The sequence below is a fragment of the Ramlibacter paludis genome (assembly GCF_022012305.1).
GTDB lineage: Bacteria > Pseudomonadota > Gammaproteobacteria > Burkholderiales > Burkholderiaceae_C > Ramlibacter > Ramlibacter paludis.
This window is the reverse complement of the sequence record NZ_JAKLTM010000001.1, coordinates 500,977-526,942: the sequence shown is the minus strand read 5'-3', so window position 1 is coordinate 526,942 and position 25,966 is coordinate 500,977. Positions and strand designations below refer to the sequence as shown.

At 68.6% G+C, this 25,966-nt stretch carries 25 protein-coding genes and 1 tRNA gene; 13 read left to right on the top strand and 13 right to left on the bottom strand.

All coding sequences use genetic code 11. The annotated features are described in order from the left end of the window. Positions 1–38: 38 nt before the first annotated feature. The 11 genes from LZ009_RS02730 to LZ009_RS02680 all read right to left on the bottom strand — a co-directional run bounded on the left by LZ009_RS02730 (position 39) and on the right by LZ009_RS02680 (position 11,327). Entirely contained in the window at positions 39–899 is an 861-nt protein-coding gene (locus LZ009_RS02730; protein ID WP_275696336.1) for an NAD(P)-dependent oxidoreductase, read from the bottom strand. Beyond that, positions 899–1,858, bottom strand: a complete 960-nt coding sequence (locus LZ009_RS02725) for a tripartite tricarboxylate transporter substrate binding protein (RefSeq protein ID WP_275696335.1) — start codon at positions 1,856–1,858, stop codon at positions 899–901. The genes LZ009_RS02730 and LZ009_RS02725 overlap by 1 nt, the downstream gene beginning before the upstream one ends. Further along, positions 1,855–2,787, bottom strand: a complete 933-nt coding sequence (locus LZ009_RS02720) for an NAD(P)-dependent oxidoreductase (protein ID WP_275696334.1) — start codon at positions 2,785–2,787, stop codon at positions 1,855–1,857. Before LZ009_RS02720 ends, LZ009_RS02725 begins: the two co-directional genes overlap by 4 nt. 17 nt (positions 2,788–2,804) lie before the next feature. Then, positions 2,805–3,827, bottom strand: a complete 1,023-nt coding sequence (locus tag LZ009_RS02715; protein WP_275696333.1) for an ABC transporter substrate-binding protein — start codon at positions 3,825–3,827, stop codon at positions 2,805–2,807. A 141-nt stretch (positions 3,828–3,968) separates the two neighbouring features. Further along, complete coding sequence (gene pcaF, locus LZ009_RS02710; protein WP_275696332.1) at positions 3,969–5,174, bottom strand: 3-oxoadipyl-CoA thiolase; 1,206 nt, start codon at positions 5,172–5,174, stop codon at positions 3,969–3,971. Positions 5,175–5,194: 20 nt separating this feature from the next. Continuing rightward, a complete protein-coding gene (locus tag LZ009_RS02705) occupies positions 5,195–5,836 on the bottom strand; it encodes a 3-oxoacid CoA-transferase subunit B (protein ID WP_275696331.1) in 642 nt (213 codons plus the stop codon). A gap of 2 nt (positions 5,837–5,838) precedes the next feature. Then, a complete protein-coding gene (locus LZ009_RS02700) occupies positions 5,839–6,540 on the bottom strand; it encodes a 3-oxoacid CoA-transferase subunit A (RefSeq protein WP_275696330.1) in 702 nt (233 codons plus the stop codon). 79 nt (positions 6,541–6,619) lie between these two features. Then, positions 6,620–7,348, bottom strand: coding sequence for a ribonuclease activity regulator RraA (locus tag LZ009_RS02695; RefSeq protein WP_275696329.1), 729 nt, complete (start codon positions 7,346–7,348; stop codon positions 6,620–6,622). Positions 7,349–7,366: 18 nt separating this feature from the next. Beyond that, complete coding sequence (locus tag LZ009_RS02690; protein ID WP_275696328.1) at positions 7,367–8,299, bottom strand: dihydrodipicolinate synthase family protein; 933 nt, start codon at positions 8,297–8,299, stop codon at positions 7,367–7,369. A 9-nt stretch (positions 8,300–8,308) separates the two neighbouring features. Further along, on the bottom strand, positions 8,309–10,348 hold the full coding sequence (locus LZ009_RS02685) for a TRAP transporter permease (protein ID WP_275696327.1): 2,040 nt from the start codon (positions 10,346–10,348) through the stop codon (positions 8,309–8,311). A gap of 19 nt (positions 10,349–10,367) precedes the next feature. Further along, positions 10,368–11,327: a TAXI family TRAP transporter solute-binding subunit gene (locus LZ009_RS02680; RefSeq protein ID WP_275696326.1), complete on the bottom strand. Its 960-nt coding sequence runs from the start codon at positions 11,325–11,327 to the stop codon at positions 10,368–10,370. 122 nt (positions 11,328–11,449) lie between these two features. Between LZ009_RS02680 and LZ009_RS02675 the strand changes: the two genes are divergently transcribed. After that, positions 11,450–11,884 carry a DUF1841 family protein gene (locus LZ009_RS02675; protein ID WP_275696325.1) on the top strand — a complete coding sequence of 145 codons (435 nt, stop codon included), beginning with the start codon at positions 11,450–11,452 and terminating at the stop codon, positions 11,882–11,884. 54 nt (positions 11,885–11,938) lie between these two features. On the opposite strand, the gene LZ009_RS02670 is transcribed toward LZ009_RS02675, so the two are convergent. Then, on the bottom strand, positions 11,939–12,637 hold the full coding sequence (locus tag LZ009_RS02670) for a c-type cytochrome (protein WP_275696324.1): 699 nt from the start codon (positions 12,635–12,637) through the stop codon (positions 11,939–11,941). 153 nt (positions 12,638–12,790) lie between these two features. Here LZ009_RS02670 and LZ009_RS02665 point away from each other — a divergent pair, with 153 nt between their 5' ends. From LZ009_RS02665 to LZ009_RS02650, 4 genes are all read left to right on the top strand, one after another. Beyond that, complete coding sequence (locus LZ009_RS02665) at positions 12,791–13,633, top strand: AAA family ATPase (protein WP_275696323.1); 843 nt, start codon at positions 12,791–12,793, stop codon at positions 13,631–13,633. 10 nt (positions 13,634–13,643) lie between these two features. Next, a complete protein-coding gene (locus tag LZ009_RS02660) occupies positions 13,644–14,252 on the top strand; it encodes a GNAT family N-acetyltransferase (protein ID WP_275696322.1) in 609 nt (202 codons plus the stop codon). 84 nt (positions 14,253–14,336) lie between these two features. Then, positions 14,337–15,527, top strand: coding sequence for a vWA domain-containing protein (locus tag LZ009_RS02655; protein WP_275696321.1), 1,191 nt, complete (start codon positions 14,337–14,339; stop codon positions 15,525–15,527). Between the two features lie 22 nt (positions 15,528–15,549). Next, positions 15,550–15,624, top strand: a tRNA-Arg gene (locus LZ009_RS02650). Position 15,625: 1 nt separating this feature from the next. Here the strand turns inward: LZ009_RS02650 and LZ009_RS02645 are convergent. After that, a complete protein-coding gene (locus tag LZ009_RS02645) occupies positions 15,626–16,543 on the bottom strand; it encodes a hypothetical protein (protein WP_275696320.1) in 918 nt (305 codons plus the stop codon). A gap of 259 nt (positions 16,544–16,802) precedes the next feature. Between LZ009_RS02645 and LZ009_RS02640 the strand changes: the two genes are divergently transcribed. The 8 genes from LZ009_RS02640 (at position 16,803) to LZ009_RS02605 (ending at position 25,938) form a co-directional block, all read left to right on the top strand. Continuing rightward, positions 16,803–17,030, top strand: a complete 228-nt coding sequence (locus LZ009_RS02640; RefSeq protein WP_275696319.1) for a hypothetical protein — start codon at positions 16,803–16,805, stop codon at positions 17,028–17,030. 311 nt (positions 17,031–17,341) lie between these two features. Then, a complete protein-coding gene (locus LZ009_RS02635; RefSeq protein ID WP_275696318.1) occupies positions 17,342–18,847 on the top strand; it encodes a class I adenylate-forming enzyme family protein in 1,506 nt (501 codons plus the stop codon). Positions 18,848–18,919: 72 nt separating this feature from the next. Next, positions 18,920–19,417 (top strand): MarR family winged helix-turn-helix transcriptional regulator, encoded by a 498-nt coding sequence (locus LZ009_RS02630; protein WP_275696317.1) that lies wholly within the window; start codon positions 18,920–18,922, stop codon positions 19,415–19,417. Beyond that, positions 19,414–20,841 carry an efflux transporter outer membrane subunit gene (locus LZ009_RS02625; RefSeq protein WP_275696316.1) on the top strand — a complete coding sequence of 476 codons (1,428 nt, stop codon included), beginning with the start codon at positions 19,414–19,416 and terminating at the stop codon, positions 20,839–20,841. The genes LZ009_RS02630 and LZ009_RS02625 overlap by 4 nt, the downstream gene beginning before the upstream one ends. A 22-nt stretch (positions 20,842–20,863) precedes the next feature. Further along, positions 20,864–22,174, top strand: coding sequence for an HlyD/EmrA/EmrK family protein (locus LZ009_RS02620; protein WP_275696315.1), 1,311 nt, complete (start codon positions 20,864–20,866; stop codon positions 22,172–22,174). Positions 22,175–22,177: 3 nt separating this feature from the next. Continuing rightward, on the top strand, positions 22,178–23,743 hold the full coding sequence (locus LZ009_RS02615; protein ID WP_275696314.1) for a DHA2 family efflux MFS transporter permease subunit: 1,566 nt from the start codon (positions 22,178–22,180) through the stop codon (positions 23,741–23,743). A 158-nt stretch (positions 23,744–23,901) separates the two neighbouring features. After that, positions 23,902–24,156, top strand: a complete 255-nt coding sequence (locus LZ009_RS02610; protein ID WP_275696313.1) for a hypothetical protein — start codon at positions 23,902–23,904, stop codon at positions 24,154–24,156. A 108-nt stretch (positions 24,157–24,264) separates the two neighbouring features. After that, positions 24,265–25,938 (top strand): methyl-accepting chemotaxis protein, encoded by a 1,674-nt coding sequence (locus LZ009_RS02605; RefSeq protein WP_275696312.1) that lies wholly within the window; start codon positions 24,265–24,267, stop codon positions 25,936–25,938. Positions 25,939–25,966: the final 28 nt, after the last annotated feature.

Genomic DNA, 25,966 nt, shown 5'->3' with positions numbered 1-25,966 from the left:
TGCGACGTAGGACGCCGCCCATAGAACTGCCGGGCAGCTCAGGGAACCAGGCCGGCAGCGCGCTCCACGGTCTTGATGATCGCCGCGTAATCGGCGCCGCCGTCGCCTTGCGCGATGGCCGCCTGCATCAGCTGCAGCGTGGCGGCCGTCTGCGGCAAAGGCACGTGTGCGACGGCGCCCGCGTCGAGGATCAGGCCCAGGTCCTTGGTCATCTGTTCGACGGTGAAGGTCGGCGTGAAGTCGCGCCGCGACAGCTGCACGGCCTTGGCCTTGACGATGGGCGAGGCCACCGCGCTGGCGCCCAGCACCTCCCACATGTCCGACCACTGCAGGCCGCCCTTGCGGCCCAGCGCCAGCGCCTCGGCGAGCATGGCGCTGGTCTGCGCGATCATCAGGTTGACCACCAGCTTCATCAGCCGCGCCTGCTCGGCGTCGCCCAGGTAGAACTGCGCGGGGCCCAGCAAACGGAACAGCGGCAGCGCGGCTTCGTAGGCCTCGCGCGGGCCGGAAGCCATCACCCTCAGCTGCGCGGCTTCGGCCATGTGGTTATTGCCGGAAACGGTGGCACGCAGGTAGCGCACGCCGGCCGCATCGCATTGCGCGGCGACCCGCGCCGAAGCCTCCTGCGAGACCGTGCTGGTGTCGACGTAGAGCGCGCCGCGTGGTGCGCCGCGCGCAACTTCTTCGCCGACCGCCAGCAGGGCCGCGTCGTGCGGCAAGGACGACAGCACGACGTCGGCGGATGCGAGCCCGGCGGCCGCGACCTCCAGCCCCGCCGCACGCGCCAGCGCCAGGCGCTGCGCATCCGCGTCGTGCACGCTCACCGCATGGCCGGCCGCGGCGAAGTGCCGCGCCATCGGCAGCCCCATCTTGCCGGCGCCGACGATGTGCAGGCGCATCACTGCGCCTTGAGGTTCGCGGCCTTGGCGATGGTGGCCGCCGCGTCCATCTCGGTCTTGATGTAGGCGTTGAAGGCAGCCGGCTCCATCGTGAAGGCGTCGGCGCCCAGCCTGGCCATGCGCTCCTTCACTTCGGGACTGGCCAGCGCCTTGAGCGCTTCGTCGTGCAGGCGCTTGACCACCGGCGCCGGCGTCGCGGCCGGCACGATCATGCCGACCCAGAAGGTGTAGTCCGAGCCGGGCACGCCGGCTTCCACCGTGGTCGGCACGTCGGGCAGCGAAGGGGAGCGCTTGGCCGTGCTGACCGCCAGCGCCTGCAGCTTGCCGTCCTTGATCAGCGGCAGTGCGGAAGACAGCGGCGCGAAGAACCAGTCGTTGCGGCCGCCGATCACGTCGCTCAATGCCTCCGGCGTTCCCTTGAAGGGCACGTGCACGGCATCGATCCCGGCCTGCAACTTGAACTTCTCTGCGTTGAGGTGCGTCGCGCTGCCGACGCCGGCGGACGCGTAGTTCAGCTGGCCCGGCTTGGCCTTGGCGGCGGCGACGACGTCCGCCACCGTCTTCCAGCCGCGCGTGGGCGACACGACCATCACGTTGGGCAAGGCCGCCAGCGGCGTGACGCCCGTCAGGTCCTTGATGGTGTCGTAGGACAGGCTCGGATAGATCGCCGGATTGAGCGCGTGGCCCGAGGAGTGGATCAGCACCGTGTAGCCATCAGGCTCGCTCTTGGCCACCTGCGCGGCGCCTATCGTGCCGCCCGCGCCCGGCTTGTTGTCGACGATCACCGGCTGGCCCAGGCCCTTGGCCATGACGTCACCGACGGTGCGGGCAATGATGTCCGTGCCGCTGCCGGCGGTGAACGGCACCACCAGCCTGATCGGCTTGCTGGGCCACGCGCCTTGGGCGAAAGCGCCGCCGGCCACGAGCGTGGCGGCGACGAGGGCAATGAGTCGCTTCATTTGTTGTCTCCTTCGAGGCCGTCGGTCATCTTCACGTTGTCGGGCTTGAGCTCCACGCCGGCGTCCTTGGCCATCTCCAGCAGCAGCACCGCGAAGTCGATGTCTTCGTAGCCGCGACCGACCAGCCGCGCCACCGATTCACGCGTCGCCGCGGCGGCCGGCATGGCGACGCCATGCGCCTTGGCCGCGCCCATGCCCAGGTCCATGTCCTTCAGCAGCAGCTTGGGCGTGAAGGTGACCTGGTCGAAGGTGAGGTTGGTGAGCATGGGCGTCTTGTACTTCGTGTACATGGAGCCGAGCACCGAGTCGTTGATGCTCTCCAGGAACACGTGGCGCGGAATGCCCGCCTTCTCGGCCAGCACCGTGATCTCGCACAGGTTCTGGATGATCACGCCGAACATGGTGTTGTGCGCGATCTTCCAGATGCGCGCCAGCTCGCCCTCGCCCACCCACATCGCCTTGCGGCCCATGGCCTGCAGGTAGGGCTGGGCGCGCTCGTACAGCGCCTTGGGTCCGGAAGCGACGATCAGCAGCTTGCCCGCCTTGGCCACCTTGGCGTTGCCGGAGACCGGCGTGCAGAGGTAGGCGACGTTCATCGCTTCGAGCCGCTCGCGGATCTCGGCCGAGCCCTCCTGCGAGATCGAGGAGGAATCGACCACGACCTTGGGCTTCTTCGCCCCGCTCACCAGGCCACCCTCGCCGAACAACACCTCCTTGAGGTCGTCGGTCGTCGACACCATGGTGAAGACCAATTCGCAGGCGGCGAGATCCGTCTTGTCGCGCACGATCTCCGCGCCGTAATCGGCCAGCGGTTCGGCCTTGCTGCGCGTGCGGTTCCACACGCTGACGCCGTGGCCGGCCTTCAGCAGCCGCTTGACCATCGCCTCGCCCATGCGGCCCAGGCCTATCCATCCGATTGCGTTCGCCATCCCTTGTCTTCCTTGCATCAACGCGCCATGGCCTCGCGCCAGTAGCGGCGGTCGAGGTACTTGTCGGGGTTGTCCAGCGTGCGCGCCGGCTCGCCCAGCTTGCCGCGCAGCGCCAGCACGGCCTGCACCGCGCGCGGCTCCATGCCGGCGTCGGCGAAGAAGCCGCTCTTCGGGTCCAGCATCAGCGCCGCGGACTGCTGCGCGATCTGCGGGCTCATGTTCGGCACGTTGCGCACCAGCAGCGCCTCGGCGGCGGAGCGGTTGGCGGGGTCCTCCAGCCAGCGCACCGCATCGCGGTACGCGCGGATGAATGCGACGACCTGGGCCGGATGCTCGCGCGCCCAGCTGCGGCGCGCGGCGCCCACGATGCCCAGGTAAGGACCGATCACCTCGCGCGCGGTCGCGAGCTGGTTGAATCCGCGGTTGGTGGCCTGCAGGTCGAAGGGCGCGCGCAGCATCGTCGCGTCGTGCTGGCGCTCCATCAGCGCGGCGAAGCGGCGGTCGGTGCCGCCGGCACGCGCCCATTTGACGTCGGACTCGGCGACGCCGTTGCGCGCCAGCATCTCGCGCAGCGCGAAGGAGAAGCCGTTGCTCATGGCGTCGACCGACACGGTCTTGCCTTTGAGCTGCGCGACGCTCTTCACCTCGGGCACGGCGACCAGGCTCAGGAAGCCGTCGTCCGAGCCCATGAAGGCGAAGAAGTCGCTGGGCGGATCGAACTTCAGCTCGCCCTGGCCTTCCTGGTAGGCGACGATGTTGTCGAAGGCGGTGATGGCGACCTGGTAGCGGCCTTCCATCAGGCCGTTGAAGACGTTCTTCGAGTCGGGCGTGACCTGCAGGTCGGCCACGAGCCCGTGCTTCGCGAAGAAGCCCTGGTCGCGCGCGGCCCACAGCGGCAGGTTGAAGCCGCCGCCGAAGCTGATGACCGAGATGGGTTGGGGGGTGAGCGGCACGGTGGCCGCGCAGCCGGCCAGGCCGGCCAGCGCGGCGCCCGAGGCGGCCGCGAGCAGGCCGCGGCGGCGAATCTTGTTTGTCTCCATGGGGCGCAGTGTCTTGCGCGCCCCGCGCGGGTGCAAGGAGGTGCGGCGGAATTCAGTTTTCCGGCGCTCGGAAGAGATTTGTCATTCCCGCGAAGGCGGGAATCCAGGGCGCCCTGGATCCCCGCCTCCGCGGGGATGACGTCAGACCCGTTCCAGGATCACCGCAATCCCCTGCCCCACCCCGATGCACATGGTGCACAGCGCATAGCGTCCGCCGCCCTTGTGCAGCTGGTTCACCGCGGTGGTCGCCAGCCGCGCACCGGAGGCGCCCAGCGGGTGGCCGAGCGCAATGGCGCCGCCGTTGATGTTGACGCGCGCGTCATCGTCCTTCAGCCCCAGCATGCGCAGCACGGCCAGGCCCTGCGCGGCAAAGGCCTCGTTCAGTTCGATCACGTCGATCTGGTCCAACGTGATGCCGGTCAGCGCCAGCACCTTCTGCGTGGCGGGCGCGGGGCCGATGCCCATCACCCGCGGCGCGACGCCGGCGGTGGCCATGCCGACCACGCGGGCGCGCGGCGTGAGGCCGTTCTTGGCGGCCGTGGCCTCGTCGGCCAGCAGCAGCGCGCAGGCGCCGTCGTTGACGCCGCTGGCGTTGCCGGCGGTCACGCTGCCGTCGGGCTTCACGACGCCCTTCAGCTTGGCCAGCGCCTCCAGCGAAGTCTCGCGCGGGTGTTCGTCCTTGCCGACGACGAACGCCTCGCCCTTCTTCTGCGGAATGGTCACCGGCGTGATCTCGGCATCGAAGAAGCCGTTCTTCTGCGCCGCCACCGCCTTCAGCTGCGAGGCCAGGGCCATGCGGTCCTGCGCTTCACGCTCGATCTTGTAGTCGACCGCGACGTTCTCCGCCGTCTCCGGCATGGAGTCGACGCCGTACAGCTCCTTCATCCGCTTGTTGACGAAGCGCCAGCCGATGGTGGTGTCGTAGACCGCGTTGGCGCGCGAGAAGGCGCTTTCGGCCTTGGGCATGACGAAGGGCGCGCGGCTCATGCTCTCCACGCCGCCGGCGATCATCAGCCCGGCTTCGCCCGCCTTGATGGCGCGCGCGGCGCTGCCCACGGCGTCGAGGCCGGAGCCGCACAGGCGGTTGATGGTGGCGCCCGGCACATCGATCGGGAGGCCGGCCAGCAGGGAAGCCATGCGGGCCACGTTGCGGTTGTCCTCGCCGGCCTGGTTGGCGCAGCCATAGAGCACGTCGGTGACGGCCGCCCAGTCGACCTTGGGATTGCGCGCCATCAGCGCCTTGAGCGGGATGGCGCCGAGGTCGTCGGTGCGCACGGAGGACAGCGCGCCACCGTAGCGGCCGAAGGGCGTGCGGATGGCGTCGCAGATGAAGGCTTGGCGGGTCATGGGAGGTTCTCCAACGGGGTTCAGGCTGCGATCGGCAGGCCCACGAGTTGTTCCAGTTCGGCGTGCGAGAGGCCGGGGACCGTGTCGACCAGCTTCAGGCCCTGCGGCGTGCACTCCAGCGTACAGAGTTCGGTGTAGATGCGCTTCACGCAGGCGACACCGGTGAGCGGATAGGTGCAGCGCTCGACGATCTTGCTTTCGCCCTTCTTGGTGAGCAGGTCCATCATCACCCAGGTCTGCTTGGCGCCGATCGCCAGGTCCATCGCCCCGCCGACAGCGGGAATGGCGCCGGGCTCGCCGGTGCTCCAGTTGGCGAGGTCGCCGGTGGCCGAGACCTGGAAGGCGCCCAGCACGCAGATGTCGAGATGGCCGCCGCGCATCATCGCGAAGGAGTCGGCGTGGTGGAAGTAGGCGCCGCCGGGCAGCAAGGTCACGGGCTGCTTGCCGGCGTTGATCAGGTCGTAATCTTCCGCGCCCGCCGCAGGCGCAGGGCCCATGCCGAGGATGCCGTTCTCCGAATGCAGCACGATCTCGATGCCGGCCGGCAGGTGGTTGGCCACGGCTGTGGGCATGCCGATGCCGAGGTTGACGTAGGCGCCGTCGTGGATGTCGCGCGCCACGCGCTGGGCCAGCTGGTCCTTGCTGCGTTTTTCGTAAGCCATGGTCAGGCCGCCTTCCTGAAGCCGCCGGCCTGCGTCGCCACGCGCGGGATCTTGACGATCTTGCTGACGAAGATGCCGGGCGTCACCACGCTCTCCGGATCGAGTTCGCCGAGTTCGGCGATGTCGTAGACGCTGGCGATGGTCTTCTTGGCCGCCATCGCCATCACCGGGCCGAAGTTGCGCGCGGCCTTGCGGTAGACCAGGTTGCCCCAGCGGTCACCGCGCTCGGCCTTGATCAGCGCGACGTCGCCGCGGATCGGGTACTCCAGCACGTAGTGCTTGCCGTCGATCTCGCGCGTTTCCTTGCCCTCGGCCAGCGGCGTGCCATAGCTGCTGGGGCCGAAGAAGGCGCCGATGCCGGCGCCGGCGGCGCGCATGCGCTCGGCCAGGTTGCCTTGCGGCACCAGCTCCAGCTCGATCTTGCCGCTGCGATAGAGGCCGTCGAAGACGTGGCTGTCGACCTGGCGCGGGAAGCTGCAGATGATCTTGCGCACCCGGCCCGCGACCAGCAGTGCGGCGAGGCCGGTGTCGCCGTTGCCGGCATTGTTGTTGACGACGGTGAGGTCCCTGGCGCCTTGTTCCAGCAGCCCCTCGATCAGCTCGCCGGGAATGCCGGAGGTGCCGAAGCCGCCGATCAGCACCGTGGCGCCGTCGCGCACGCCTTGCAGCGCCTCGGCGATGGATGGGGCGATCTTGTCGATCAATTCTCACTCCTGGGGTGACGGGGAATTATCCCGCCGGCGCGGCGGCGGCGTCGCGCAAAACTGCTTTTCAGGCGGAGCGCTACTTCTTCTTCGTCGCCTCGTAGCGGGCCTTGTTCTCCGCATTCGGCGGATACAGCCCCGGCAGCGCCGCGCCCTTGTTCACTTCCTCCATCAGCCAGCCCTCGAAGCGCTCCTGCTCCGGCGCTTCCGCCAGCACGTGGGCTAGGGAGGCGGCGGGGATGAGCACGCAGCCGTCGTCGTCCGCCACCACCACGTCGCCGGGAAACACCGCGACGCCGCCGCAGCCGATCGGCTGCTGCCAGGCCACGAAGGTCAGGCCGGCCACGGAAGGCGGGGCCGCGGCGCCGCTGCACCAGACCGGCAGGTTCGTGCCCAGCACGCCGTGCACGTCACGCACCACGCCGTCGGTGACCAGCGCCGTGATGCCGCGCTTGGCCATGCGCGCGCAGAGGATGTCGCCGAAGATGCCGGCGTCCTGCACGCCCATGGAGTCGACCACGGCGATGCAGCCGGCCGGCATGTCCTCGATGGCGGCGCGCGTCGAGATCGGCGAGCCCCAGGACGCGGGCGTGGCCAGGTCCTCGCGCGCCGGCACGAAGCGCAGCGTGAAGGCGCGGCCCACCAGGCGCGGCTGGCCGGTGCGGATCGGCCGGGCGCCGCGCATCCAGACGTTGCGCAGGCCTTTCTTCAACAACACGGTGGTCAAGGTGGCCGTCGTCACCTGCGACAGGGTGGCGACGATGGCGGGGTCCAGGTCCATGGACGGGACCGGTTCGCTGGCAGGCATGGGCACGGGAAATCTCCGTCAGTTCAGTTCACGCAGGCGCTTGTCCTGGCGGCGCACCAGCAGCGCGATGTCCGCCACGTCGGCGGCCGAGAGCTTGGGGCCGGGCTTGCGCACGAAGTCCGAGGCGATCACGCCTCGGTCCTTGAACAGGCGCTTGCGCACCGCCAGGCCGATGCCGGCCTGCTGCTCGTAGCGCGCGAGCGGCAGGTAGGCGTCGAACAGGTCGTGCGCGCGTTCGCGGTCGCCGCGCGCATGCGCCGCCACCACGTCGACCATCATCTCCGGATAGGCGAAGCCGGTCATGGCGCCGTCGGCGCCGCGCGTCAGTTCTTCCGGCAGGAAGAGGCCGCCGCCGTTGCCGGTGAGGATGGAGACGCGCTGCACCTCGCCCTTGTCGCTGGCGGCGCGCAGCGCCGAGAGCTTGGCGAGGCCCGGCCAGTCCTCGTGCTTGACCATCACGCAGTTCGCCGCGTTCTTCAGGATGCGCAGCATGACAGCGGTCGACATCTGCACGGTGGTCGACACGGGATGGTCCTGCAGCACCCAGGGCACTTGCGGGCCGACGGTCTCCGCCACCATGGCGAAGTAGGCGGCGATCTGGTCGTCGGTGCGCACGCTGGGCGGCGGAGCGACCATCACGCCGGAGGCGCCGAGCGCCATCACCGAATCGGTGAGCTCCTTCATGGCGGCAAAGCCGGGCGCGGACGCGCCCACCACCACGGGCACCTTGCCGCCCACGCGCGCCAGCACCTGCCGGACGAACACCCTGGACTCTTCGGCGGTGAGCTTGTTGGCCTCGCCCATGATGCCCAGCACGGTGAGGCCGGTGACGCCTTTTTCCAGGCAGAAGTCCACCATGCGGTCGGTGCTGGCGAGGTCCAGCGCACCGCTGTCGGTGAAGGGCGTGACGGTGATGAGGTAGACGCCTTTGGCGGCGCGATCGAGTTGCATGCCGCGATGCTACGCCGGTTGCGGCACCGGCCGCATCAGCTGCATCGCCAGCACCGCCAGCACCAGCGCGATGCCCACCAGGTCGGCGATCCAGCCGGGATAGGCCAGTGCGAAGCCGGCCACGATCAGCAGCACGCGTTCCAGCCGGCTGGTCTTGCGGAAGGCCCAGCCCTGGAAGCCGGCGGCCAGCGCGGCGATGCCCAGCGCGCAGGTGATGGTGACTTCCGCGATCGACCACCAGTCGGCATGGGCCAGCGCCTTGCTCGATCCCATCAGCAGCAGGCCCTGTCCGCTCGGGTCCAGCACGAACACGAACGGGACGAGGAAGGCCGGCACGGTGTACTTCCAGCACTGCAGCGTGGTCTTGTAGGGATCGCCGCCGGTGATGGCCGCCGCCGCGAAAGGCGACAGCGCGGTCGGCGGCGACACCTCGGACAGCACCGCGTAGTAGAAGATGAACATGTGCGCCGCGAAGTCCGGCACGCCCAGCTTCGTGAGCGCCGGCGCCGCGATCACCGCGCAGATGATGTACGAGGCTGTGACCGGCACCGCCAGGCCGACGATCCACACCACCAGCGAGGTGAAGATCGCCGTCAGCAGCAGCGAGCCGTTGGCGTAGTCGATGACGATGGTGCTGAACTTGAGGCCCAGGCCCGTGAGCGTCACGACGCCGACGATGATGCCGGCGCCTGCGCAGGTCGCGGCCACGTTCAGCACGCCGATCGATCCGCCTTCCATGGCCTTGATGAAGGGCGAGTTCCACAGCTTCTTCGCGATGCCCGGCCCGCGGAAGCTGTCGTAGGGGATGAGCGCCGTGTCGCGCCGCAGGAAGCTGGTGAAGAAGGACACCACCGTGGCCCAGAACACGGACAGCACCGGCGAGAAGCCCCACATCATGAAGAAGATGATGGACACCAGCGACAGGAAGTGGAACCAGTACTTGCGCGTGAGGTTCCAGACCGTGTCGGCCTTCTCGAAGACCGTGTTGCCCATGCCGTACTTGCGCGCGTCGATCTCCACCATGAGGAAGAGCGCGAAGTAGAACAGCAGCGTGGGGATGCACGCCATCAGCAGCACGTCGAGGTAGGAGATCTTCAGGAACTCGGCGATCAGGAAGGCCGCGGCGCCCAGCACCGGCGGCGAGATGATCGCGCCCAGCCCGCCGGCCGCGAGCAGCCCGCCGGCGGCGTTCTTCTCGTAGCCCACTTTCGCGAGCATGGGGTAGGCGACCGAGCCCAGCGTCACGGTGGTCGCCACGCCCGAGCCCGAAGGGCCGCCCAGCAGGAAGGACGCGAGCACCACCGTGCGGCCGGCGCCGGTCGGCTTGCCGCCCATCGCGGAGAACGAGAAGTCGATGTAGAACTTGCCCGCGCCCGAATACTGCAGGAAGGCGCCGAAGATGGTGAACAGGATGATCAGCGAGGACGAGACGTCGACGGCCGTGCCGTAGATGCCTTCCAGCGTCATGTACATCACGCCGACCAGGCGGCCGACCTCGTAGCCCTTGTGCGTCCACGGCGCGGGCAGCAACGGGCCGGCGAGCGCATAGGCGATGAAGGCGCAGCAGATCGCCGGCATGATCCAGCCGGCCGTGCGGCGCATCGCTTCGAGCACCAGCCCGACCAGGCAGATGCCGAAGAAGATGTCCCAGGGCAGCGGCGAGGTGTTGCGGTCGGTGATGTCGTCGCCGCCCTGGATCAGGTAGACCGCGACCGCCACCGACAGCAGCGCCGCGATCCAGTCCCACCACATGGTGCGGTGCCGGTAGCGCGCGGCCACCGGGAACACCAGGAAGGACAGGAACAGCACGAAGGCCACGTGCACCGGCCGCAGCGTCTGCGTGGGCACGATGGCATAGGCCGTGTAGAGGTGGAAGGCGGACATCACCACCGCCGTGAGCGTGATGAAGACCGCCATCAAGCCCTTGAACTTGTTGGCGGCGCCTTCCTCCTGCTCGATGTATTCCTCGGCCTTCTGCAGCGCGGCTTCGCTCACGGCCTCGCTGACCGCCACCCTCTCGGCCTGGTTCCCCGCCTGGCGTTGTGTCATTTTTTCTGGGCGGTTCGCGTCAGTTCAGCTTGATGCCCTTTTCCGCGAAGTACTTGATCGCGCCCGGATGGAAGGGAATCGGCGAGGCGGCGTTCTTCTGGTTCTCCAGCTTGAAGTTCTCCGCTTCCTTGTGCACCGCGACCAGGTCCGCCTTCTTGTCGAAGATGGTCTTGACGATGTTGTACGCGGTCTTCTCGTCCATGTTCTCGTGCGCCACCAGGATGTTCATCACCGTGGCCTGCTTGTTGTCGTGGTCCATGCCGCGGTACACGTCCTTGGGGATGGTGTCCTCGACGTAGAGGTTGCCCCACTTCTTGTTCATGGCGGAAACCAGCTCGCTGTGGTCGACCATCTTGATCTTCGTGCCGGGCGTGTTGGCGAGGTCGGACACGGCGGCGGTGGGCAGGCCGCCGACCCAGAAGAAGGCGTCGATCTTGCCGTCCTTGATGGCGTTCACCGATTCGGCGGCGCCCAGGCGCTCGCGCTTGAGGTCCTTGTCCTTGTCCATGCCGGCCGCCTCGATCAGGCGGAAGGCCATCACCTCGGTGGCGCTGCCCGGCGAGCCGGTGGAAACGCGCTTGCCCTTCAGGTCGCTGAACTTGTTGATGCCCTTGCCCTCGACCGACACGACGTGCATGCGGTTGGGGTACAGGACCATCAGCGTGCGCAGCGGCACCTTGTTGCCCTTGAACTTGTCCTCGCCCTTGTAGGCGTCCTGGGCCGCGTCGGTCATGCTGAAGCCGACGTAGGGCTTGCCGCTGCCGATCAGCTTGAGGTTGTCGACCGAGCCGCCGGTGACTTCGGCGGTGGCCTGCATGCCGGGCACGTACTTGGAGAGAGCCGCGGCGAGGCCGCCCCCCATCGGGTAGTACACGCCGCCGGTGCCGCCGGTGGCGATGGAGATGTTCTGCGCTTGCACGCCGAGGGCCAGGCCCACGGTGGCGGCCAGGGCGAGGAATGCGGATTTCCAGGACTTCATGGGTTTGTCTCCGAAGTAGAAAGCACTCACGCCGCATGCTTGGTGCGGCCGTTGCCGGGCCATTCTGTCTGCGGATGGCGCCCGGGTGTCTACAGACTTTCCCCGTGCTACGCTGTCCGGCTATGTTCAATCCCTCCCAGGAAGAGGTGCGCCGCTTCTTCTGCGGCGTGCACGCGAAGGCGCGCGCGGGCCAGATCCTCGACGCGCTGGAAACGCTGGCCAGCGAATGGCTGAAGCAGCACCCCGAATACGACCCCGACCTGGCCGACGCCGACGCGGCGGTGGCGCGCGTCTACGACGGATCCGGCGGCGCGAGCAATCCCTTCCTGCACCTGTCGATGCACCTGTCGATCAGCGAGCAGTGTTCGATCGACCAGCCGCGCGGCATCCGCCAGGCCGTGGAGCTGCTGGCCGCCCGCCGCAACTCCCTGCACGACGCGCACCACGAGGCGATGGAATGCCTGGGACAGATGCTGTGGGAGAGCCAGCGCGCCGGGCGGCCGCCGGATGGGGATGCGTACGTGGCCTGCGTGCAGCGGCGGGCGACGAAGGACTGAGCCACCCAAAAGCAAAAGGGCCCCGCGGGGCCCTTCTTCATTGACGCGTCGGCGTCAGTGCGACTGGTGCAGCTTGGGTTCCGGCACCGTCTGCAGCTCGCCGTCCAGCGACGCCACGTACTTGGCCAGCACCTTCAGTTCGGCGTTGGAGAACTGCTTGGCGATGGCGCCCATCACGCCGTTGCTGCGGCCGACGCCGGGGTTGTTCTCGGTCTTGTACGACTTGAGCGCGACGAACAGGTAGTCGGCGTGCTGGCCCGCGATCTTGGGATAGTTGGGCGCGATCGGCTTGGAGAAGTTGGCGCCGTGGCAGGACGCGCAGGCGGCCTTGTTCAGGAGCGCGGCGACCTGGGCGTCGGGCTCGCGGCTGGCCTTGTCGGCGGCCTTGGCCGGGGCACCCTGCTTCTCGTAGAAGGCGGCGATGTCGTTGATGTCCTGGTCGCTCAGCGAGGTGGCGATGCCGCGCATGGTCGGGTGCTTGCGCTCGCCGCCCTGGTAGGCCTTCAGCGCCGCGGCGATGTAGCCCGCGCTCTGGCCGCCCAGCTTGGGAACCTTGTAGACCTCGGGGAAGCTCGCCTGGTAGCCCACGATGTTGTGGCAGCCGTAGCACATGGCCGTCTTGGCCTCCAGCGACTTGGGGCTCGCGGCCTGGGCCACCGGCTTGGCCGCCGGGGCGGCGGGGGCCGCCGGAGCCGCCGCAGCGGCGGGCGCGGAAGCGGCGGCGGGGGCCGAAGCGGCCGGTGCCTGGGCCATTGCGACACTGGTCGCGCAAGCGACAGACAGGGCGAAAAGCGTGTTCAACAACTTGTTCATTTTGCGCGCACAATCCGACGGAGGTCAGTTTCTTTCGATCAACCGGCGATTATATCGGGGCCTCCCCGCCGCCTTTTTCCTCCCCCGACCACGATGAAGTTCCAAGGCTCCCAGAACTACGTTGCCACGCAGGACCTGATGCTGGCAGTCAACGCGGCCATCACCCTCAAGCGTCCGCTGCTGGTGAAAGGGGAGCCGGGCACCGGCAAGACGATGCTGGCCGAGGAAGTGGCCCAGGCCCTGGACATGCCGCTGCTGCAGTGGCACATCAAGTCGACCACCAAGGCGCAGCAGGGCCTGTACGAGTACGACGCGGTCAGCCGCCTGCGCGACTCGCAGCTGGGCGACGCCAAGGTCAAGGACATCCACAACTACATCGTCAAGGGCGTGCTCTGGCAGGCCTTCACGGCGGACCAGCCAGTCGCGCTGCTGATCGACGAGATCGACAAGGCCGACATCGAATTCCCCAACGACCTGCTGCGCGAACTCGATCGCATGGAGTTCTACGTCTACGAGACGCGCGAGCTGGTCCGGGCCAAGCACCGGCCGCTGGTGTTCATCACCTCCAACAACGAGAAGGAGCTGCCCGACGCCTTCCTGCGCCGCTGCTTCTTCCACTACATCAAGTTCCCGGACGCCGAGACGATGAAGCGCATCGTCGACGTCCACTTCCCCGGCCTCAAGCAGGAACTGCTGGCCGCGGCGATGAAGACCTTCTACGACGTGCGCAACCTGCCCGGCCTGAAGAAGAAGCCCAGCACCTCCGAGCTGCTGGACTGGCTGAAGCTGCTGGTCGCCGAGGACATCCCCACCGAGGCGCTGCAAAGCAAGGACGACAAGGTGGCGGTGCCGCCGCTGGTGGGCGCGCTCTTGAAGAACGAGCAGGACGTGACGCTGTTCGAGAAGCTCGTCTTCATGCAGCGCCACAACCGCTGAGGGGACCGCGATGGGCCAGTCCTGGGTCAAGCCCGTGGAACTGGCGGACCGTGGCGTCCGCCTGGTGCCGCTGGCGCTGGAACACGAAGCCGGCCTGCGCGCCGCGGCGGCCGACGGCGAACTCTGGAACATCCGCGTCACCTCGGTGCCGCGCCCGGAAGACACCCGCAAGTACATCGAAGATGCGCTGCGGATGGACGAGGAAGGCAAGCGCGTGGCCTTCGCCGTGCTCGACGCCGCCAGCGGCCAGGTGCTGGGCACCAGCAGCTACCACGACATCCTGCCGGAAGTGAAGCGCCTGGAGATCGGCTACACCTGGTACGCGAAGAGCCGCCAGCGCACCGCGCTCAACACCACGGCCAAGCTGCTGCTGATGCGGCACGCCTTCGACACGCTGGGCGCGGGCGTGGTGGGCTGGCGCACCGACAACTTCAACTTCGCCTCGCAGCGCGCGATCGAACGCCTGGGCGCCAAGAAGGAAGGCGTGCTGCGCGGCCATGCCATGCGGCGCGACGGCACCATCCGCGACACCGTGCTCTATAGCGTGACGCGCGGCGAGTGGCCGGAGATCCAGGCGCACCTGCTGTACCAGCTGTCCAGGCCGCGGGAGGGAACGTGAGCCCCCACGCTCGTCACTTCGTGTACTCCCTGCCCCCCGAGGGGGCTTCAGCCTCCTTGAGGCGGCTCGGCGGAGGCTGAGGCCATGCTGATCGACTTCTTCTACACCCTGCGCAGCGCGAAGCTGCCGGTCTCGGTCAAGGAGTACCTCACGCTGGTGGAGGCGCTCAAGGAAGGCGTGGTCGGGCCGGAAAGCGACGGCGCGTATTCCATCGACGACTTCTACTACCTCGCCCGCACGGCGCTGGTGAAGGACGAGAAGCACTACGACAAGTTCGACCGCGCCTTCGCGGCCTACTTCAAGGGCGTGGAGCTGATCGCCGACTTCACCAAGGACGTGCCGCTGGAGTGGCTGCGCAAGAACCTCGAGCTCGAACTGTCGCCGGAGGAGAAGGCGAAGATCGAGAAGATGGGCTGGGACGAGCTCATGGAGACGCTGAAGAAGCGCTTCGAGGAGCAGAAGAAGCGCCACGAGGGCGGCAGCAAGATGATAGGCACGGGCGGCACTTCGCCCTTCGGCGCCTACGGCGTCAATCCGCAGGGCATCCGCATCGGGCAGGACAAGAGCCGCAACAAGAGCGCGGTGAAGGTGTGGGACCAGCGCGCCTACAAGGACTACGACGACACGCAGGAACTCGGCACGCGCAACATCAAGATCGCGCTGCGCCGCCTGCGCAAGTTCGCGCGCGAGGGTGCGGCCGACGAACTGGACCTCGACGACACCATCCGTTCGACCGCCGCCAACGCGGGCTGGCTGGACATCAAGATGGTGCCGGAGAAGCACAACAACGTGAAGGTGCTGCTGCTGATGGACGTGGGCGGCACCATGGACGAACACATCCACCGCGTGGAGGAGATGTTCTCGGCGGCGAAGGCGGAGTTCAAGCACCTGGAGTTCTATTACTTCCACAACTGCGTCTACGACTTCATGTGGAAGAACAACCGGCGCCGCTTCAGCGAGAAATTCCCGACCTGGGACATCATCCGCAAGTACAACAAGGACTACAAGCTGGTGTTCGTCGGCGACGCGACGATGAGCCCCTACGAGATCCTGCAGCCGGGCGGCAGCGTCGAATACAACAACGAGGAAGCCGGCGCCGAATGGCTGCAGCGCCTGACCAACGCCTTCCCCAAGTTCGCCTGGATCAACCCCGAGCCGCAAGGCGTCTGGCAGTACCGCCAGAGCATCTCCGTCATCCAGCAGTTGATGAACCAGCGGATGTATCCGTTGACGATCAAGGGGCTGGAAGAGGCGATGCGGCTGCTGTCCAAATAGCGACGCCCTACAATCGGGCCCCGCCGCCGTAGTTCAATGGATAGAACGAGCGCCTCCTAAGCGCTAGATGTGGGTTCGATTCCCGCCGGAGGCACCAGTCAATTCGTGGCCAGCTCCGCCGCCCGGCGCAGCTTCAGGCGCGCCCCGTCCAGCCGGTCCAGGTCGTGCCCCGCCTGCGGCATCAGGCCGCAGCGGTGCCGCAAGGCCGCCGCTTCCCGCACCAGCCTCTCCTGGGCCGTCTGCACCCGCAGCGCCAGCGACATCGCCTGCGTCGCCCAGATCTGCGCGTCGCTGCGCGCGCCGGCGAGGGTGGTGGCGGCGCGGCTCGAAGGCGCGCCGGCGTTCAGGATGTGGTCGGCGCGCGCGCCGAGGAGCACGCACGAGGGCTTGATCTTGCCTTCCAGCGCCTCGGCCAGCTTGGGCCGGGTGTTGGCCAGGTTGTCGGCCAGGGCATGGACGTTGCGCGCGCTGCGGTCCACCGCCTGCAGCAAGGCGAGCCGGCTGCGCAACTGGCCGGCGCGTTCGGCGAGCGCGTCCAGGGTCTCCAGGTCTTCGCCGTCCGCATCCTCGCGTCGCTGGGCGATGCCCTCTTCCATCTGTTCCAGCCAGTCGCCGCAGCGATCGACCACCTTTTCCAGCGCGCGGAATTCCTGCAGGAAATCCGCCAGCAGGGGGGCCAGCCGGGTGGCGCCGGTGGAGCTGCGCTGCAGGAAGGTCTCGCCGTCCTGCAGCGCGCGGTCCGCGCAGTCCTTGACGATGGAGGCGTCGATGGCGAGCTTGGCGCGGGCCGCCTGCGCGTCGGCCGGCGAGGTCATCGGCGTCCACTCGACGGCGGTCACGCTGTCGTGCAGGGCGTGCAGGCTGGACTGGAGGCCGCCGGCATGCCAGGCGGCGTGCTGGTGCAGCTGGGCGCCCAGCGCCGACAGGGCCGGCAGGTGCCGGGTCGCCCGTGCCATCACGCGTTGCAGCCAGGACGCCAGGATCGCGGGAGAGCGCTGGCGCTGGGGATGGGACAAGGGACCTCCGGACGACTTTGTTACAAACTGACAAACATTCTGTAACAACCGTTCCGGACGGGTCAAGGGCTGCCCGGCAAAAAGTCCTACGGACGGAGCGGCTTGCGCCTACAGACGGTAGCCACGGTTGTGGCGCGGACGCTGCAATGCACCATTGCAGCGCGTTACAGGTGACACCCCGGTCTTGCAAGGACGTCACGGCGCCGCCATTTTTGGCCCCTAGGATGAATCCCAAGCAAGCAGTCACAGGAGAGCTTCGATGACAGCCGCCGAGTACCGGATCGAAAGCAGCCAGCCGTTTGCCGCCCGATTCCTTGCCGCGGACGGTGCCACCCAGTTCGCGGTCAGCAACCGCGACCTCGCCGTCAGCCTGGCCGCCAAGGGCATGACCGGCCGTGGCGAAATCCGCGTGGTCCACGTGCCGACCGGGGAAGTGGTGTTCCGCAAGCCGGCGCCCCAGCGCGCCGAATGGAGCGAGGAGCTCTAGGAGCCTGGGCGGCAGAGAAACGGGCCCGCGTTGGGTCTGCAAGGGGGTGGAGGCAAGGCGCGGAATCGGGTCAAGCCTGGGCGGCTTGACCCGATTTCGCAACGCCGCATACGCCCCCTTGCAGGCCCAACCCTTCGGGCCGGTGCCTGGAATCGCGCCATGCGTCGTTACAGCCTCCTTGAGTGGTTGACCACACGGCGTCGGCTGCGCCTAGCCTGACGCGATTCCAGACACCGGCGCGAGCCCGTTTCTCTGCCGCCCAGGCTCCCGCCGGCTGTGCCATAAAGTCGAAAAAACTGGAGACCCGCCCTTTGACCGCCCCAGGCCTGCCCCCTTTCCGCGCCATCCCCGACGTCCTGCGCGAACTCGCGCGCAAGCATCCGCGCCACCTCGCGGTGCGCCAGGGCGAGCGCAGCCTGCGTTGGGACGAGCTCGAGGCAGCGGTCGCGCGCGTCGCGGCGAGCCTGCAGCGCGATGGCGTGCAGCCGCGCGATCGCGTCGCGATCTGCGGCGCCAATTCGATCGACTACCTGGTGCTGTTCCTCGGCGGCCTGCGCGCGGGCGCGGCCGTGGCGCCGCTGCCCAACACCGCCTTGCCGCAGCAGCTGGCCGGCATGCTGGCGGACAGCGGCGCGAAGCTCTTCTTCACCGATGCCAGCGTGCCGGCCTTGGAGACGCAGGTGCCGTGCATTCGCTTGGACGATCCGGAGGCCTTGCGCGCCTGGCTGCTGCCGGCCGGCGCGCAGCCCAAGCCGGTGGCGATCCAGCCGGACTGGCCGTTCAACATCATCTATTCCTCCGGCACGACCGGCACGCCCAAGGGCATCGTTCAGCCGTACCAGATGCGCTGGGCGCACGTGGCGCGCGCGGAGAACTACGGCTATGGGCCCGACGCGGTGGCGCTGGTCGCGACCTCGCTGTGCTCCAACACGACGCTGGTCGCGGTGTTCCCCTGCCTGGCCAAGGGCGGCTGCGTCGTGTTGACGCAGGGCCGCTTCGACCCGGGCGCCTACCTGAAGCTGGCCGAGGAAACCGGCGCCACGCACGCGATGCTGGTGCCGGTGCAATACGCGCGGCTGATGGCGCATCCCGAGTTCGACCGGTACGACCTGTCGCGCTTTCGCATGAAGTTCTGCACCAGCGCGCCCTTCGCGGCGGCGTTGAAGGCCGACGTGCTGGCCCGCTGGCCGGGCGGGTTGGTGGAGTACTACGGCATGACCGAAGGCGGCGGCACCTGCATCCTGGAGGCGCACAACTTCCCCGACAAGCTGGCCACGGTGGGCAAGCCGGCGGAGGGCCACGACATCCGCCTGATCGACGAAGAGGGCAGGCAGGTCGCGCCCGGCGAGATCGGAGAAGTCGTCGGGCGCTCGGGTTCGATGATGACCGGCTACAACAACCAGCCGGCGAAGACGCGCGAGGCCGAGTGGTACGACGCGGACGGGCAGCGCTTCATCCGCACCGGCGACGTCGGCCGCTTCGACGCGGACGGCTTCCTCACGCTGATGGACCGGCGCAAGGACATGGTGATCAGCGGCGGCTTCAACATCTACCCGAGCGACCTCGAGGGTGTGCTGCGCCAGCATCCGGGCGTGGCCGACGCGGCCGTCGTGGGTGTGCCCTCGACGGAGTGGGGCGAGACGCCGGTTGCCTTCGTGGTGCCGCGCGACGAGGCGCCGGACCCCGAGGCCTTGCGCGCCTGGGCCAACGAGCGACTGGGCAAGACGCAGCGCCTCGCGGGGCTGCGCTACCTGCCGGAACTGCCGCGCAGCGACATCGGCAAGGTGTTGAAGCGGGACTTGCGCGAGCGCTGGTAGCACGGCTGAGTTGATTGCCCGGGCAATGGAAGCCTTGACAATATTTGCCTAGGCAAGTATTATCCGGGCTCCATGACGCCAGCCAAGCCCAAGGAGTTCTACCGCCCGGACAGCTACAACCCGGACGAGAGCGCTGCCTACCTGATGAAGCGCATCCTCGCCTGCATGGCGGCGGACGTCGACCTCGCCCTGGAGCCCCAGGGGCTCACCCACGCGCAGTGGATTCCCCTGTTCAAGCTGCAGCAGGGCATCGCGTCGACGGTGGCCGAGCTGGCGCGCGAATGCAACCTCGACGCCGGCGCCATGACGCGCCTGCTGGACCGGATGGAGGCCAAGGGGCTGATCGCCCGCGTCCGCTCCTCGCAGGACCGGCGCGTGGTCAACCTCGAACTGACCGAGGAAGGCCGGGCCACCGCGAACCAGATTCCGAAGGTGCTGTGCCAGGTGCAGAACAAGTTCCTGCAGCCTCTCAGCGTGGCGGAGTGGGAGCAGCTCAAGGACCTGCTGCGCCGCGTCCTGGACAACGCCCTCGCCCGCCAGGGCGAAGCCACGAAAGAAGAAACCGAATGACCGACTTCCGTTCCGGCCGGCGCCTTGCCGGTCTGGCCGCCGCTTTGCTGCTGGCCGGCTGTGCCAGCTTCTCCGGCATCGAGCCGCAGGCCCAGATGCGCACGTCCGCGGCCGCTGCCGAACCCGCATCGTCCAATGTGCCGGCCGTTTCGCCGCAGTGGTGGCGCGAGTTTGGGGATCCGCAGCTCGATGCGCTGATCGAGGAAGCGCTGCGCGGCAACCCATCGCTGGGCGTCGCCCAGGCCCGCCTGCGCCGCGCGCAAGCCGTGACCGAGACCGCCAACGCCGCGCGCATGCCGCAGGTGAACGGCAGCCTGGACGTCACGCGCCAGCTCTATACCGAGAACGGCCTCTATCCGCCGCCGCTGGCCGGCTCGGTCAACGACAGCGGCACCCTGCAGCTGAACGCGAGCTGGGAGCTGGACTTCTTCGACAAGAACAAGGCGGCGCTCGAAGCGGCGCTGGGTGCGGCGCGTGCCGCGCAGGCCGACGTCGATGCCGCCCGCGTGGTGCTGGCCGCCAACGTAACGCGCAGCTACTTCCAGCTGGTGCGCGTGAAGGAGCAGCTCGCCGTCGCGCAGCGCACGCTGGAGCAGCGCGGCCAGCAGCTGCAGCTGGTGCGCCAGCGCGTGGGCGCCGGTCTCGACACCAACCTGGAACTGCGCCAGAGCGAAGGCGCGCTGCCCGAGACGCGGCAGCAGGTCGAGGCGCTGCAGGAGCAGGGCCAGGCCGCGCGCAACGCGCTGGCGGCGCTGGTCGGCAAGCCCGACGTGCCCGAACTCGCCGCCGTCCCCGCCATCAAGGCGATCCCGGCCAGCACCAGCCTGCCGGCGCTGCCCGTGGACCTGCTGGCGCGCCGCGCCGACGTGGCCGCCGCGCGCTGGCGCGTGGAAGCCGCCGGTGAGGACATCAAGAACGCGAAGGCGCAGTTCTATCCCAACATCAACCTGGTGGGCTTCCTCGGCCTGTCGACGATCGGCCTCGGCCGCCTGATCGACATGGGCAGCCTGCAATACGGTTTCGGCCCGGCGATCCGGCTGCCGATCTTCGACTCCGGCCGCCTGCGCGCCAACCTCAAGGGCAAGACGGCCGACCTCGACGCCGCCATCGAAAGCTACAACGGCGCCGTGCTGGAAGCGGTGCATGAAGCGGCCGACGCGGTCGGCAGCCTGCAGTCGCTGGAGAAGCAGCGCAAGGAACAGCGCGATGCCGAGCAGGCCGCCGAAGGCGCGTACCAGATCGCGGTGCAGCGCTACCAGGCCGGCCTGGGCACCTACCTGAACGTGCTGGCCGCCGAGACCACCGTGCTGAACCAGCGCCGCCTCGGCGTCGACCTGGCCGCCCGCGTGCTCGATTCGCGCGTCGCCCTCTACCGCGCCCTGGGTGGCGGCTACTCCGCCGATGCCACCGTCGCCGCCCACTGAACACCTTCCCGAGAGAAACACCATGAGCGAAGTCCAAACCCTGCCGGCCCAGAACGGCAATCCCAAGCGCAGGAAAGCCCTCACCGCCCTGGCCGCGATCGTCGTCGTCGGCGGCCTCGGCTGGGTCGCCTACGAATGGCTGGTGGCCAGCCACTACGAAGACACCGACAACGCCTACGTGCAGGGCAACGTCATCCAGATCACGCCGCAGGTGGGCGGCACGGTGCTGGCGATCCACGCCGACGACACCGACTTCGTGAAGGCCGGCCAGCCGCTGGTGAACCTCGATCCGGCCGATGCGCAGGTGGCGCTCGACCAGGCCGAGGCGGCCCTGGGCCAGACGGTCCGCCAGGTGCGCACGCTCTACGCGAACAACGGCTCGCTGTCGGCGCAGATCGCGCTGCGCGAGGCCGACGTGGCCAAGGCGCAGTCCGAAGTCGCGCGCGCCACCGACGACTACAACCGTCGCGCCGCGCTGGTGTCCACCGGCGCCGTGTCGAAGGAAGAACTGAACCACACGCAGTCGCAGCTGAGCGCCGCGCGCAGCAGCTTGGTCGCCGCGCAGGCGGCCGTGGTCGGCGCGCGCGAACAACTGGCCAGCAACCAGGCCATGACCTCGGGCACCGACGTCGAGCAGCACCCGCAGGTGCAGGCCGCCGCCGCCAAGGTGCGCGAGGCCTGGCTGGCGCAGCAGCGCGCCGCGCTGCCGGCGCCGGTCGACGGCTACGTCGCCAAGCGCACGGTGCAACTGGGCCAGCGCATCGCGGCCGGCACGCCGGTGATGTCGATCATTCCGCTGAACCAGGTCTGGGTCGACGCCAACTTCAAGGAAGTGCAGCTGCGCAAGATCCGCATCGGCCAGCCGGTGACCCTGACCGCCGACGTGTACGGCAAGAAGGTGGAATACCAGGGCAAGGTCGCCGGCCTGGGTGTCGGCACGGGTGCGGCCTTTTCGCTGCTGCCGGCGCAGAACGCCACCGGCAACTGGATCAAGGTGGTGCAGCGCGTGCCGGTGCGCATCGCGCTGAACCCGTCGGAACTCGCCGCGCATCCGCTGCGCGTGGGCCTGTCGATGGACGCCAAGGTGGACGTGAGCAAGCAGGACGGCAAGACGCTGGCCGACGCGCCGCGCGGCGGCTCGACCTCGCAGACGCAGGTGTATGCGAAGCAGGACGACGGCGCCGCCGCCGAAGTGCGCCGTGTCATTGCGCAGAACTCCGGCCGCGCGCCGGCTGCCACCGCCACCGCCCAGCGCGCGAGCACCGCCAAGGCCACGCCCGTCGCGCACGCCGTGATGGGTGCCGCCGTCGCCGCCTCGTCCACCACGCGCTAAGCCATGGCGACCAACGCGCCGGCCCTGCCGCACCCGCCGCTGGAAGGCTCGGCGCGGCTGTGGGGCACGATCGCGCTGTCCGCGGCCACGTTCATGAACGTGCTGGACACCTCGATCGCCAACGTCTCGCTGCCGGCCATCGCCGGCGACCTCGGCGTCAGCCCGAACCAGGGCACCTGGGTCATCACCAGCTTCGCCATCGCCAACGCGATCGCGGTGCCGCTCACCGGCTGGCTGTCGCAGCGCTTCGGCCAGGTGCGCCTGTTTGTCGGCAGCGTCATCCTGTTCGTCATCGCCTCCTGGCTGTGCGGCCTGGCGCCGAGCATGCCGATGCTGATCGGCTTCCGCGCGCTGCAGGGCTTCGTGGCCGGGCCGATGATCCCGCTTTCGCAGACGCTGCTGCTTTCCAGCTATCCACGCGCCGCGGCGGGGCTGGCCATGGCCTTGTGGTCGATGACCACGCTGGTCGCGCCCGTGATGGGCCCGCTGCTGGGCGGCTGGATCACGGACAACATCACCTGGTCGTGGATCTTCTACATCAACATCCCGGTGGGCATCGTCGCGGCCTTCGGCGCCTGGGCGATCTACCACAAGCGCGAGAGCGTGCGGCACGCGCTGCCGATCGACCGCGTCGGCCTCGCGCTGCTGGTGCTGTGGATCGGCTGCATGCAGATGATGCTGGACCTGGGCAAGGAGAACGACTGGTTCCACTCGCAGCTGATCGTGGGGCTGGCGGTCACCGCGGTGGTGGGCTTCGCCTTCTTCCTGATCTGGGAACTGACCGACAAGCACCCCGTGGTGGACCTGCGCCTGTTCAAGCGCCGCAACTTCTGGGCCGGCACGCTGAGCGTGTCGGTGGGCTACGGCCTCTTCTTCGGCAACGTGGTGCTGCTGCCGCTGTGGTTGCAGCAGTTCATGGGCTACACGGCGACCGACGCGGGCCTGGTCACCGCTCCGGTGGGCCTGCTGGCGCTGGTGTTCTCGCCCATCGTCGGCAAGACCATCGCCAAGGTGGACCCGCGCCGCTACGCGACCTTCGCGTTCCTGGTGTTCGCGCTGGTGCTGTGGATGCGATCCAACTTCAGCACCCAGGCGGACATGCGGACGATCCTGATACCGACCATCGTTCAGGGCGTGGCGATGGCCTTCTTCTTCATCCCGCTGATGACGATCACGATGTCGGGCATGACGCCGGACCGCATGCCCTCGGCCTCGGGCCTGAGCAACTTCGTGCGGATCACCGCCGGCGCCATCGGTACTTCGGTGTCGACGACGCTGTGGGAAAGCCGCGCGGCGCTGCACCACGCGCAGCTGGCCGAATCGGTCAATGCCGGCAGCGTGGCGGCGCAGCAGGCGCTGGCCGGGCTCCAGGCCGCGGGGCTGTCGGCAGAGCAGGCGCTGGCGCAGGTGAACCGGCTGGTCGACCAGCAGGCTTTCATGATGGCCGCCAACGACATCTTCCTGGGTTCGGCGGTGCTGTTCCTCTGCCTGATCCCCCTGGTCTGGCTGACCCAGCCGCAGAAGGCCACCGGGCCGGGCGCGAGCGAGGCCGCCGCCGGCGCCCACTGATGCAGGAGGCCGCCGACACGGCCTTCCAGAAAGCAACACGGCGGTGACGCCTGTTCCGACGCCTGAGCCCGACGCCCACCGGCCCCATCAGGCTCGCCGGACCCACAGCGCGAAGCCGGCTCCGCGTCCATCCTTGATGCATCCCACGGAGATGCTTCATGAAATACATGCACAAGGCGATCTGGCAGGCGGACGGCAACCTGGTCATCCGCGGCAACACCCGCGCCCTGTTGTTCCGCGCCCTGGAAGACGCCCGCTCGCAGCTGGGCCAGGGCGCCGACGACCAGCTCGCTCGCACCCTGCAGGCCCTGCAGGACGTCCTCGGCCGCTATGACGGCAACCTGCCTTCCGCGGTCGACCTGCTGGGCGACCCGAAGCGCGACCAGGTGTCGCGCAACCTCCTGAAGGGCTGAGCGCGCATTCCTCCACGCTTGCGCGTTGTAGTTGCGCGACAGCGCTTGCGCGGCCTCCTGGTTTGATGCAAATTCCAGGCGACCGAAACACACAGTTACAGGCCGCCTGTGATCCAGGTCGGCCTGATCTTCATGCGCATGCGCTTTTTCCAGACGCGGGGCATCGCCACCCGCTTGTGGTGTGGCTTTGGCCTGATCCTGGCCCTGCTGCTCCTGGTCGCGGGTGTCAGCCTCGACCGTCTGCAAACCTACCAACGCCAGGCTGACGGGCTCGTCAGCGAAAGCATCGGCCTGCTCGATGCGATCGGGCAGGTGCAGGACATTGCGGGTCAGCGCGCGGTGATGCTCCGCGACCTGGTCATGACCTACAACCCGGCCGTGCGGCGCGAGCTGCAGACGCGGCTGGACGCCAACACGCAGGCCCGCGTCGACGCCTCCAGGCGGCTCGAGACGCTCTCCGCCGCTTCGCAGGTGAACGCCTCGCGCGAAACCGCGCAGAAGGTCGTCGCGCTCGAGCGCGAGCTGGCCGACATGGAAAGGGCCGTCCACGTCAAGGTGGGCGACGCCCAGTTCGAGGAGGCCAAGGCCTTCGTCGCGCAGACGGTGGCGCCGCGCCAGCAGGACCTGCAGAACCAGTTGCGCGACTTCACCCGCGCCACCATCGCCGAGGCGCGCGGCTCCGTCGAACGCAACCGCGCCGGCTCGCGCATGGTGCTGCTTTTCGTCGCCGGCCTGACGCTGCTGGCCGTGGTCGTCGGCGGCAGCATCGCCTTCTTCACCACGCGCGGCGTGGTGCAGCCCTTGCACGCCGCGCGCGAGGCGGCGCTGAAGGTGGCGCAGGGCGACCTGAGCCAGGAAGTCGAATACGAAGGCAACGACGAGATCGCGCAGCTGGTCGGGGCGCTCGAGTGGATGCGCATGTCGCTGGCCGACGCGGTGAAGGACATCCGCACCGCCGCCCTGGGCGTGCGCGAAGGCGCGCAGCAGATCGAACGCGGCAACGTCAGCCTGGCGGCGCGGACCGAGGACCAGGCGGCCAGCCTGGAAGAGACCGCCTCCAGCATGGAGGAACTCACGGCCACCGTGCAGCAGAACGCGCACGGCGCGGGCCAGGCCAACAAGCTGGCGCAAGGCACGTCGACCATCGCCACCCGCGGCGGCGAAGCGGTGCGCGGCGTGGTGGCCACGATGCAGGGCATCCACCAGTCGTCTAGCCGCATCGCCGACATCTCCGGCGTGATCGACAGCATTGCTTTCCAGACGAACATCCTGGCGCTGAACGCCGCGGTCGAAGCCGCGCGTGCGGGCGAGCAGGGCCGCGGTTTCGCGGTGGTGGCCTCCGAAGTGCGCTCGCTGGCGCAGCGCTCCGCCACCGCCGCCAAGGAGATCAAGGCGCTGATCGAGGAATCGACTTCACGCGTCGCCGGCGGCGTGCGCGAGGTGGAAACGGCCGGGCGCACCATGGACGAAATCGTCGCCTCGGTGCAGAAGGTGAACGACCTGGTGGCCGAGATCGCGCACGCCAGCGCCGAACAGCTCGCGGGCATCGAACAGGTGAACCGCGCCATCGCCCAGATGGAAGGCAACACCCAGCAGAACACCACGGTCGTCGAACAGGCCGCCGGCGCCGCCGAACACCTGGCGCAGCAGGCGCAGGTGCTGGTGCAGACGGTGGCCAGGTTCAAGGTGGAAGGCGGGGAGGCGGAGGCGGTGGAAGCGATGGAAGAGCCCCGCCACACCGATTTCCCCCTTTTGAGTGGACCCGCGCCCTTGATGGCCTAGCCTACGCGGCGGCAGAATCGGCGCTTTC

What these genes read in the sequence shown, in the direction of transcription:
- LZ009_RS02730 (WP_275696336.1), bottom strand. Translation starts at nt 899, where the DNA reads ATGCGCCTGCACATCGTCGGCGCCGGCAAGATGGGGCTGCCGATGGCG.
- LZ009_RS02725 (WP_275696335.1), bottom strand. Translation starts at nt 1,858, where the DNA reads ATGAAGCGACTCATTGCCCTCGTCGCCGCCACGCTCGTGGCCGGCGGC.
- LZ009_RS02720 (WP_275696334.1), bottom strand. Translation starts at nt 2,787, where the DNA reads ATGGCGAACGCAATCGGATGGATAGGCCTGGGCCGCATGGGCGAGGCG.
- LZ009_RS02715 (WP_275696333.1), bottom strand. Translation starts at nt 3,827, where the DNA reads ATGGAGACAAACAAGATTCGCCGCCGCGGCCTGCTCGCGGCCGCCTCG.
- pcaF (WP_275696332.1), bottom strand. Translation starts at nt 5,174, where the DNA reads ATGACCCGCCAAGCCTTCATCTGCGACGCCATCCGCACGCCCTTCGGC.
- LZ009_RS02705 (WP_275696331.1), bottom strand. Translation starts at nt 5,836, where the DNA reads ATGGCTTACGAAAAACGCAGCAAGGACCAGCTGGCCCAGCGCGTGGCG.
- LZ009_RS02695 (WP_275696329.1), bottom strand. Translation starts at nt 7,348, where the DNA reads ATGCCTGCCAGCGAACCGGTCCCGTCCATGGACCTGGACCCCGCCATC.
- LZ009_RS02690 (WP_275696328.1), bottom strand. Translation starts at nt 8,299, where the DNA reads ATGCAACTCGATCGCGCCGCCAAAGGCGTCTACCTCATCACCGTCACG.
- LZ009_RS02685 (WP_275696327.1), bottom strand. Translation starts at nt 10,348, where the DNA reads ATGACACAACGCCAGGCGGGGAACCAGGCCGAGAGGGTGGCGGTCAGC.
- LZ009_RS02680 (WP_275696326.1), bottom strand. Translation starts at nt 11,327, where the DNA reads ATGAAGTCCTGGAAATCCGCATTCCTCGCCCTGGCCGCCACCGTGGGC.
- LZ009_RS02675 (WP_275696325.1), top strand. Translation starts at nt 11,450, where the DNA reads ATGTTCAATCCCTCCCAGGAAGAGGTGCGCCGCTTCTTCTGCGGCGTG.
- LZ009_RS02670 (WP_275696324.1), bottom strand. Translation starts at nt 12,637, where the DNA reads ATGGCCCAGGCACCGGCCGCTTCGGCCCCCGCCGCCGCTTCCGCGCCC.
- LZ009_RS02665 (WP_275696323.1), top strand. Translation starts at nt 12,791, where the DNA reads ATGAAGTTCCAAGGCTCCCAGAACTACGTTGCCACGCAGGACCTGATG.
- LZ009_RS02660 (WP_275696322.1), top strand. Translation starts at nt 13,644, where the DNA reads ATGGGCCAGTCCTGGGTCAAGCCCGTGGAACTGGCGGACCGTGGCGTC.
- LZ009_RS02655 (WP_275696321.1), top strand. Translation starts at nt 14,337, where the DNA reads ATGCTGATCGACTTCTTCTACACCCTGCGCAGCGCGAAGCTGCCGGTC.
- LZ009_RS02640 (WP_275696319.1), top strand. Translation starts at nt 16,803, where the DNA reads ATGACAGCCGCCGAGTACCGGATCGAAAGCAGCCAGCCGTTTGCCGCC.
- LZ009_RS02630 (WP_275696317.1), top strand. Translation starts at nt 18,920, where the DNA reads ATGACGCCAGCCAAGCCCAAGGAGTTCTACCGCCCGGACAGCTACAAC.
- LZ009_RS02625 (WP_275696316.1), top strand. Translation starts at nt 19,414, where the DNA reads ATGACCGACTTCCGTTCCGGCCGGCGCCTTGCCGGTCTGGCCGCCGCT.
- LZ009_RS02620 (WP_275696315.1), top strand. Translation starts at nt 20,864, where the DNA reads ATGAGCGAAGTCCAAACCCTGCCGGCCCAGAACGGCAATCCCAAGCGC.
- LZ009_RS02615 (WP_275696314.1), top strand. Translation starts at nt 22,178, where the DNA reads ATGGCGACCAACGCGCCGGCCCTGCCGCACCCGCCGCTGGAAGGCTCG.
- LZ009_RS02610 (WP_275696313.1), top strand. Translation starts at nt 23,902, where the DNA reads ATGAAATACATGCACAAGGCGATCTGGCAGGCGGACGGCAACCTGGTC.